The 8,909-nt window shown below is 69.3% G+C and carries 7 protein-coding genes; 6 read left to right on the forward strand and 1 reads right to left on the reverse strand.

All coding sequences use genetic code 11. The annotated features are described in order from the left end of the window. On the reverse strand, positions 1 to 293 hold a 293-nt coding region (locus ACLL9L_RS16725; RefSeq protein WP_411285788.1), incomplete at its 3' end, for a hypothetical protein. 204 nt (positions 294 to 497) lie between these two features. Here ACLL9L_RS16725 and ggt point away from each other — a divergent pair. The 6 genes from ggt to rpoB all read left to right on the forward strand — a co-directional run. After that, on the forward strand, positions 498 to 2,375 hold the full coding sequence (gene ggt, locus ACLL9L_RS16730) for a gamma-glutamyltransferase (protein ID WP_411285789.1): 1,878 nt from the start codon (positions 498 to 500) through the stop codon (positions 2,373 to 2,375). 91 nt (positions 2,376 to 2,466) lie between these two features. Continuing rightward, positions 2,467 to 3,231 (forward strand): hypothetical protein, encoded by a 765-nt coding sequence (locus ACLL9L_RS16735; protein WP_411285790.1) that lies wholly within the window; start codon positions 2,467 to 2,469, stop codon positions 3,229 to 3,231. Positions 3,232 to 3,507: 276 nt separating this feature from the next. Continuing rightward, positions 3,508 to 4,194 carry a 50S ribosomal protein L10 gene (rplJ, locus tag ACLL9L_RS16740; RefSeq protein WP_411285791.1) on the forward strand — a complete coding sequence of 229 codons (687 nt, stop codon included), beginning with the start codon at positions 3,508 to 3,510 and terminating at the stop codon, positions 4,192 to 4,194. 72 nt (positions 4,195 to 4,266) lie between these two features. After that, positions 4,267 to 4,653, forward strand: coding sequence for a 50S ribosomal protein L7/L12 (gene rplL, locus ACLL9L_RS16745; protein ID WP_411285792.1), 387 nt, complete (start codon positions 4,267 to 4,269; stop codon positions 4,651 to 4,653). A 104-nt stretch (positions 4,654 to 4,757) separates the two neighbouring features. After that, positions 4,758 to 4,946 (forward strand): NUDIX domain-containing protein, encoded by a 189-nt coding sequence (locus ACLL9L_RS16750; RefSeq protein ID WP_411285793.1) that lies wholly within the window; start codon positions 4,758 to 4,760, stop codon positions 4,944 to 4,946. Positions 4,947 to 5,501: 555 nt separating this feature from the next. Further along, the coding region (rpoB, locus tag ACLL9L_RS16755; protein WP_411285794.1) for a DNA-directed RNA polymerase subunit beta at positions 5,502 to 8,909 on the forward strand (3,408 nt) is incomplete at its 3' end.

Raw genomic sequence — 8,909 nt, forward strand, 5'->3', positions numbered from 1 at the left:
GTGCGCCGCACGTGCACGAAGCCGTGCTCGTGGAACTGCACCCGACCGGGTCCGGGCAGGAGCTCGACGACGCCAGCAAGGAGAAGGCACAGACCGATCGCCCCGACGACCCCGAACAGCACTGTGGCAGCCCCGGTCCGGTCGGGGAGGGTCACCGCGCCCACCAGGGGCCCCGCGAGGAGGACAGCGGCGAGCGCGACAGTCCGCAGCGAGGACCCCACGCCGGGGGTGAGGTTGGCCGCGCGGCGGCCGAGCTGGGCGCCCGTGGGGGCGGGGAACGTGTCGGACGTCATGGGCTGACTCGCTTCGGGACTCGGCTCGGGACGTCCTGGACGTCACCGGTGGGCTGAACCCGAGGGTAGGTCGGGTCCATGTCAGAGGACAACGCCTTTGCCCAACTTTGGGACGAAGTCTGACCGAACGGTTGACCCGCGCCGCCCTCCGGGAGCCGGTCGGCCCGGGTGGCGAGGCCGGTGCTCGCGTCCTACCGTGGCGAGATGACCAGATCTCCCATGTCCCATCGGCTCGTCGGGCTGAGCGTCCTCGCGTTGTCCGCCCTGACGCTGTCAGTCGTCGCTGCTCCGACGGCGCTCGGTGCCTCCGGCCACGCTCCCTCGCACGCCGACGACCGCTCCCGGCCCCCGAGCTCCCGGTCCCTTCCCAAGGTGCCCGTGATGACCGGCAGTGGGGGCGCCGTGGCCTCCGTCGACCGCGACGCCAGCCAGGTCGGCATCGACGTCCTGGCGCGGGGCGGCAACGCGGCTGACGCCGCCGTCGCCACCGCGGCCGCCCTGGGGGTGACCGAGCCCTACAGCGCCGGCATCGGTGGTGGCGGCTTCCTCGTCTACTACGACGCCGAGGCCCGCAAGGTGACGACCATCGACGGCCGGGAGACCGCTCCGCGCACCTTCACGCCGACGACGTTCACGAACGCGGACGGCACGCCGATGACCTTCTCCACCGTGGTCAGCTCCGGTCTATCCGTCGGAGTCCCCGGCACGCCGGCGTTGTGGGACAACGCTGCCCGCACCTTCGGCACCATGCGGCTGTCCGACCTGCTCAAGCCCGCCGAGCGGCTCGCGGCCGACGGGTTCGTCGTCGACCAGACCTTCCGCGACCAGACGGCCCAGAACGCGGCGCGCTTCGCGATGTTCCCCGCGACCGCCGGGGTCTTCCTCCCGGGTGGTCAGCCGCCGGCCGTCGGGTCGCGGTTCCGCAACCCCGACCTGGCCAGGGCCTACGCCGAGCTGCGGGCGAAGGGGGTCGACTCGGTCTACTCCGGCCAGTTGGCCTCGGCCATCGTCGCCGAGTCCCGTGCCCCTCACACGGCGCCCGGGGTGAGCGTCCTCGGAGGGCAGCTGACCGCGGCCGACCTCACGGCATACCGGGCGCTGCTGAAGGCACCGATCCACTCGGACTACCGCGGCTACGACGTCTACGGTATGCCGGTCCCGAGCTCGGGTGGGATCGCCGTCGCCGAGATCCTCAACCTCGTCGAGGCCTACGAGGCCCGGACCGGCACACTGGTGAAGGACCTCGACAACGCGAACTACCTGCACTGGTTCTCCGAGGCGTCCGCGACCGCGTTCGCCGACCGCAACCGCTACGTCGGCGACGTCCCCGGTGTGCCGGTGAAGGAGCTGACAAGTGACCGCTTCGCGGCCGCGCGGGCCTGCCCCTTCAGCCCCGCCGCCACGCAGGCGCGGCCGATCCCGTTCGGCACGCCGGACGGCTCCTCCGTCTCGTGCGCCGTCACCGGCCAGGGTCAGCCCGAGCCCTACGAGGGCCAGTCGACGACGCACCTCGTCACCGCGGACAAGTGGGGGAACGTGGCGTCCTACACGCTGACCATCGAGCAGACGGGAGGCTCGGGCATCACGGTCCCGGGCTACGGCTTCCTGCTCAACAACGAGCTGACCGACTTCAACTTCCGGCCCCTGACGACGGGGGTCCCCGACCCCAACCTGCCCGGGCCGGGTAAGCGACCCCGGTCCTCGATGAGCCCGACGATCCTGCTCAAGGACGGCCGACCGGCGCTCGCCGTCGGCTCGCCCGGGGGCGCGACGATCATCACCTCGGTATCCCAGACGGTTCTCGGCTTCCTCGACCGCGGCCTGCCGCTCGTCGACGCCATCGCTGCCCCCCGACTCTCATCGCGCAACAGCGTCGGGGAGAGCGCAGAGCCGGCGATCAGCGGCGGTCCGGACGGGGCCGCACTGAGGGCCCTCGGCCACACGCTCGTCTCCCCGGGCACCCCGCCCGAGATCGGCGCGGTGACGGCGATCAGACCGGTCGGCCGGGGGCTCTTCGAGGCTGCCGCCGAGACGGTTCGGCGCGGCGGGGGCTCGGCAATGGTCGTTCGGCCAGGGCGATGACTGCCGCTGGGGTTGATAGATTCGGGAGAGACAGGCGAAGCGCCGTGAGAACGAGACGACCAGGTCCCGACGGGCCGGCAAAGGGACATCCATGAAGAGCACGCTCATCACCGCGGTCGCGCTGTCCGGTGCGCTCGCCCTTGCCGGCTGTGGGAGCTCCGGCTCCACGTCGGCCCCGTCGTCCTCCGGTGGGTCGGCAGCGTCCTCGTCAACGACGTCGAACGCCCCGGCGGCCACAGCCGGGGCGACCCTTCCGGCCGGGGACCTCGGGACGCGGATCAGCGACGCGATGATCGTCGCGAGGAGCGGCAAGGGCAGGATGTCGAGCGAGGGCGGCTCCGCGAAGCAGGCGCTCACCGGCACCCTCGAGTTCGTGTTCGTGGACAAGAAGACCACCGAGATGCACGGCACGATGTCCTCGGGGGGTCAGAATATCGAGATCATCACCAAGAGCAGTGTCTTCTACCTCAAGGGTGTGCCCGCCCAGATGAGCGGGGGCAAGCCCTGGGTCAAGATCGACCCCAACGGCACCGACCCCATCAGCAAGAGCATCAGTCAGCTCGGCGCCAACGCCGGCGATCCCCGGGCCATGGTCGACGCGTTCAAGGGCGGCACCGCAAAGGTGGTCGACAGCAGTGGAGGCATGACCCACTACCAGATCGCCGACGCCAAGGTCTCGGGGGCGACCACGTCCCTCATCGATGTCACCGTCGACGCCAAGGACCTGCCGTCGAACTTCACCGTGGCCGTGCAGGGGACGACCGTCAAGGTCGACTACACCGACTGGGGCTCGGCGGTCACGATCACGGAGCCGCCGGCCGACCAGGTGGGTTCAGTGTCGATGCCGACGGGCTGATCCACCTCTCGCAGGCCCGGGGCGGGCGCCGTTTTGACCGTGGCGCCGCCCGCCCGTACTCTTGCCCTCGACCACAGACCGCCGGTTGTCCGGCGCCCGCACCTGCGGACGTCAGACCGAAGGCCCCTCATGAAGAGGGCACCAGCGCAGGCCACCTGAGTTAGCCGGCACGCCGTCCCTGAGACCCGTGTCGCCCAGCCCCGTGCGCCTGCGCCGGGGCTTTCCTTATGGGTGACCTGAGGGCCGTGCGGTCCGATGCTACGAAAAGGAGGCCCGATGGCCAACGCTGAGAAGTCAGCCGCCATTGCCGAGCTCGCGGACAAGTTCCGCAACTCGGGTGCGGCCGTGCTGACGGAGTACCGCGGGCTGACCGTGAAGCAGCTGACCCAGCTGCGCAACTCGCTGCGTGAGCATGCCAGCTACGCCGTGGTGAAGAACACCCTCACCGAGCTCGCCGCGAAGGAGGCCGGAGTCACGGCCTTCGACGGGCAGCTGCAGGGACCCTCCGCGATCGCCTTCGTCACCGGTGACCCGGTCGAGGCGGCCAAGGGCCTGAGGGACTTCGCCAAGATCAACCCCCTCCTCGTGATCAAGGCGGCCGTCCTGGACGGCAAGGCCATGACTCCCGACGAGATCAGGAAGCTCGCGGACCTCGAGTCCCGCGAGGTCCTGCTCGCCAAGCTGGCAGGCGCCATGAACGCCTCGCTCAGCCAGGCGGTCTCCCTCTTCGCCGCCCCCCTGGCGCAAGGAGCCCGTGTCATCGACGCGCTCCGCGCCAAGGTCGAGGCCGAGGGCCCCGTCGCAGCACCCGAGGACGCGGCCCCGGCCGACGCCCCCCAGGACGCTGTGGACACACCGCAGGACGCACCCGCCTCGGCTCCGGCCGACGCGGACGCAGCCGCCGAGGCCCCGGCCGACGCGGAGACACCCCAGGACGTCGCCACGGGTGGCGACGCGAGCTGAGTCCGGTCACTCCGGTCCGGCTCAAGCACACACTCCACGCCACTCACGGCATGAACAGGAAGGAACGCCACCATGGCGAAGCTCAACACTGACGAGCTCCTTGACGCTTTCAAGGAAATGACCCTCATCGAGCTCTCTGAGTTCGTGAAGCAGTTCGAGGACACCTTCGGCGTCACCGCGGCTGCCCCGGTTGCCGCCGCGCCCGCCGCCGGCGCCCCCGGCGCCCCGGCCGACGCGGTCGAGGAGCAGGACGAGTTCGACGTCGTCCTCGAGGCCGCTGGCGAGAAGAAGATCCAGGTCATCAAGGAGGTGCGCGCCCTGACGAGCCTCGGCCTGAAGGAGGCGAAGGACCTCGTCGATGGCGCCCCGAAGCCCGTCCTGGAGAAGGTCGACAAGGCCGCTGCAGAGAAGGCCAAGGAGCAGCTCGAGAGCGCCGGAGCGACCGTCACCCTCAAGTGACCCTGCCCCGGACGCCCTGAGCGGCCGGGATCGCCTCACCGGAAGGACTCGACCACCCACGGTGGCCGGGTCCTTCCCGCGTGTCCGGGCCCTGTACTGGCGCTGTGACCCCTCGAATTGTCGTCGACAAGGTCCTCTCTGCCACGTCGTCAGCAACGGCGGGCTGCTGGTCATCCGCCACCTCGACGTGGTGGGAGGACGTGGCGACGGCCGCGCTGCGGGAGGCATGGGAAGAGACCGGCCTCACGGCATACCGGGTGGTGAGGTGGCGGGCCGGGCGACCGGCGACCTGACCCCTTGCCGGCCGGAGAGCCAACGCCGGCATGCCGTGCACCTCGCCCTTGACGGCGACGTGCCTGCGCGGTGGGAGAGCCGGGAGGTGGACCCGTCTGGCGGGGCCCAGTGATCCGGCTCGAGTGCTTCTGGATCCCGCTCGAGCAGGCGCCGGTTCTCGCGGGTGGTGAGGGCGTGCTGATCGGCAGCCTCGTCGCCTGACGCCTTCGACCTGCGCCGATGCGGTCTGGGCGAACTGATCTGGCGTGTGCCCTTGACGTGGAGCCCCGGAGGGTCCATTCTCGTGGCGTCTCGACGAGCCTGTCCGGGCCGGAGCCCTCAACGGGGCGACCACCGACAGCGTTTGACTCGGTTGGACTTCCATGCCCTGATGTGGGTACACTGCATCTTTGCGCTGCCCCTTGCCCAAGAACCCACCCCCAGCACCTGCGATGTGCGTTGCTCCCGGACCTGATCCGGACGGGCGCGCCTGTGGTCCCGGGATGTGGGCGCTCGAGCATGGCTGCCGGCAGCGCCGTTCTCACAACCCGGTAAGGCCCGTGGAAGGACCCTCCTTGGCTGCCTCGCGCACCGCGTCCCAGTTTGTGTCCACCGCACGGACGGCCTCAGGCCGTCTGTCATTCGCGCAGATCCGCGAACCCCTCGAGGTCCCAGACCTCCTGGCTCTGCAGACGGAGAGCTTCGACTGGCTGCTCGGCAACGAGCGCTGGCAAGCGCGCGTCGCCGCGGCCAAGGAGTCTGGTCGCACCGATGTCCCGGACCGGTCCGGTCTGGAGGAGATCTTCGAGGAGATCTCCCCCATCGAGGACTTCTCCGGCTCCATGTCCCTGTCGTTCAGGGACCACCGCTTCGAGGAGACGCGCAAGACGATCGAGTCCTGCAAGGAGCGGGACCAGACCTACGACGCACCGCTGTTCGTCACGGCGGAGTTCATGAACACCAACACCGGCGAGATCAAGAGCCAGACGGTGTTCATGGGCGACTTCCCGCTCATGACCGAGCGCGGCACGTTCATCATCAACGGCACCGAGCGCGTCGTCGTCTCGCAGCTGGTCCGCAGCCCGGGCGTCTACTTCGAGCGTCAGGCCGACAAGACGTCCGACAAGGACATCTACCAGGCCCGGGTCATCCCGAGCCGCGGCGCCTGGCTCGAGTTCGAGATCGACAAGCGCGACATGGTCGGCGTCCGCGTCGACCGCAAGCGCAAGCAGTCGGTCACCGTGCTCCTCAAGGCCCTCGGCTGGACCGAGGCGCAGATCCTCGAGGAGTTCGGCGACTACGAGTCGATGCGCCTCACCCTGGAGAAGGACCACACCCAGGGCCAGGACGACGCCCTGCTGGACATCTACCGCAAGCTGCGCCCGGGCGAACCGCCGACCAAGGAGGCCGCCCAGACCCTGCTGGACAACCTCTACTTCAACCCCAAGCGCTATGACCTGGCCAAGGTGGGTCGTTACAAGATCAACAAGAAGCTCGGGGTCGAGGCCGGCCTCGGCTCGTCCACGCTCTCGATCGACGACATCGTCGCGACGATCCGCTACATCGTCACGCTGCACGCCGGCGAGCAGACGATGCCGGGCAAGCGCGACGGCAAGGACGCCGACGTGCGCATCGAGGTCGACGACATCGACCACTTCGGCAACCGACGCCTGCGCAGCGTCGGCGAGCTCATCCAGAACCAGGTCCGCACGGGCCTGTCCCGGATGGAGCGCGTGGTGCGCGAGCGGATGACGACCCAGGACGTCGAGGCGATCACGCCGCAGACCCTGATCAACATCCGGCCCGTCGTGGCGTCGATCCGCGAGTTCTTCGGCACCAGCCAGCTCTCGCAGTTCATGGACCAGAACAACCCCCTCGCCGGGCTGACGCACAAGCGTCGCCTCTCGGCGCTCGGCCCGGGTGGTCTCTCCCGCGACCGCGCCGGCATGGAGGTCCGCGACGTCCACCACTCGCACTACGGGCGGATGTGCCCGATCGAGACCCCCGAGGGCCCGAACATCGGCCTCATCGGCTCGCTCGCGTCCTACGGCCGGATCAACGCGTTCGGCTTCGTCGAGACCCCCTACCGCAAGGTCGTCAAGGGTCGCGTCACGGACGACGTGCACTATCTCTCCGCCGACGAGGAGGACCAGCACGTCATCGCCCAGGCGAATGCCAAGCTGGACGCCGAGGGCTCGTTCGCCGAGGACCGGGTGCTCGTGCGCACCAAGGGCGGCGAGGTCGAGTACATCCCCGGCAACGACGTCGACTACATGGACGTCTCGGCCCGCCAGATGGTGTCCGCGGCCACCGCGCTCATCCCGTTCCTCGAGCACGACGACGCCAACCGCGCCCTGATGGGCTCCAACATGCAGCGCCAGGCGGTGCCGCTCGTCAAGTCGGAGGCGCCGCTCGTCGGGACCGGCATGGAGTTACGTGCCGCCATTGACTCCGGTGACGTCGTCATCGCCGCCAAGGCGGGGGTCGTCACCGAGGTCAGCGCCGACCTGGTCACCGTGGCCAACGACGACGCCACGACGCAGACCTACCGGATCGCCAAGTTCGACCGGTCCAACCAGGGCAACTGCTACAACCAGGTCGTCGTCGTCAACGAGGGTGACCGGCTCGAGACCGGCGGCGTCATCGCCGACGGTCCCGCGACCGACGGCGGCGAGATGGCCCTCGGGCGCAACCTGCTGGTGGCCTTCATGCCGTGGGAGGGCCACAACTACGAGGACGCGATCATCCTCAGCCAGCGCCTGGTGCAGGACGACGTCCTCTCCTCGATCCACATCGAGGAGCACGAGGTCGACGCCCGCGACACCAAGTTGGGTCCGGAGGAGATCACCCGGGACATCCCGAACGTCTCCGAGGACGTCCTGGCCGACCTCGACGAGCGCGGCATCATCCGGATCGGCGCCGAGGTGCGCGACGGCGACCTGCTCGTCGGCAAGGTCACGCCCAAGGGTGAGACCGAGCTGACCCCGGAGGAGCGCCTGCTGCGGGCCATCTTCGGCGAGAAGGCCCGTGAGGTGCGCGACACGTCCCTGAAGGTCCCCCACGGCGAGACCGGCACGGTCATCGGGGTCAAGGTCTTCGACAAGGACGAGGGCGACGACCTGCCCCCCGGTGTCAACTCGCTCGTGCGGGTCTACGTCGCCAACAAGCGCAAGATCACCGATGGCGACAAGCTCGCCGGTCGTCACGGCAACAAGGGCGTGATCTCCAAGATCCTGCCCGTCGAGGACATGCCGTTCCTCGCGGACGGCACCCCCGTCGACGTCGTGCTCAACCCGCTCGGCGTCCCTGGACGGATGAACGTCGGCCAGATCCTCGAGCTGCACCTCGGCTGGGCCGCCTCGCGCGGCTGGAAGATCGAGGGCGACCCCGACTGGGCGAAGGTCATCCCGCAGGACGCCCACGAGGCCCCTGCCGGGAGCCGGGTCGCCAGCCCCGTCTTCGACGGTGCGGGTGAGGACGTCATCACCGGTCTGCTCGACTCGACGCTCAAGACGCGCGACGACGTCCGGCTGATCGACCACACCGGCAAGGCCCTGCTCTTCGACGGCCGCTCCGGCGAGCCGTTCCCCGAGCCGGTGTCGGTGGGCTACATGTACATCCTCAAGCTCCACCACCTCGTCGACGACAAGATCCACGCACGCTCCACGGGTCCCTACTCGATGATCACGCAGCAGCCGCTCGGCGGTAAGGCCCAGTTCGGTGGCCAGCGCTTCGGTGAGATGGAGGTCTGGGCCCTCGAGGCGTACGGCGCGGCCTACACGCTCCAGGAGCTGTTGACGATCAAGTCGGACGACGTCCCCGGACGCGTCAAGGTCTACGAGGCGATCGTCAAGGGCGAGAACATTCCCGACTCCGGCATCCCCGAGTCCTTCAAGGTCCTCCTCAAGGAGATGCAGTCCCTGTGTCTCAACGTCGAGGTGCTCTCCAGCGATGGCCAGGCCATCGAGATGAAGGAGTCCGAC

This window comes from Lapillicoccus sp., from assembly GCF_046595215.1.
In the GTDB taxonomy this organism is placed as follows: domain Bacteria; phylum Actinomycetota; class Actinomycetes; order Actinomycetales; family Dermatophilaceae; genus Lapillicoccus.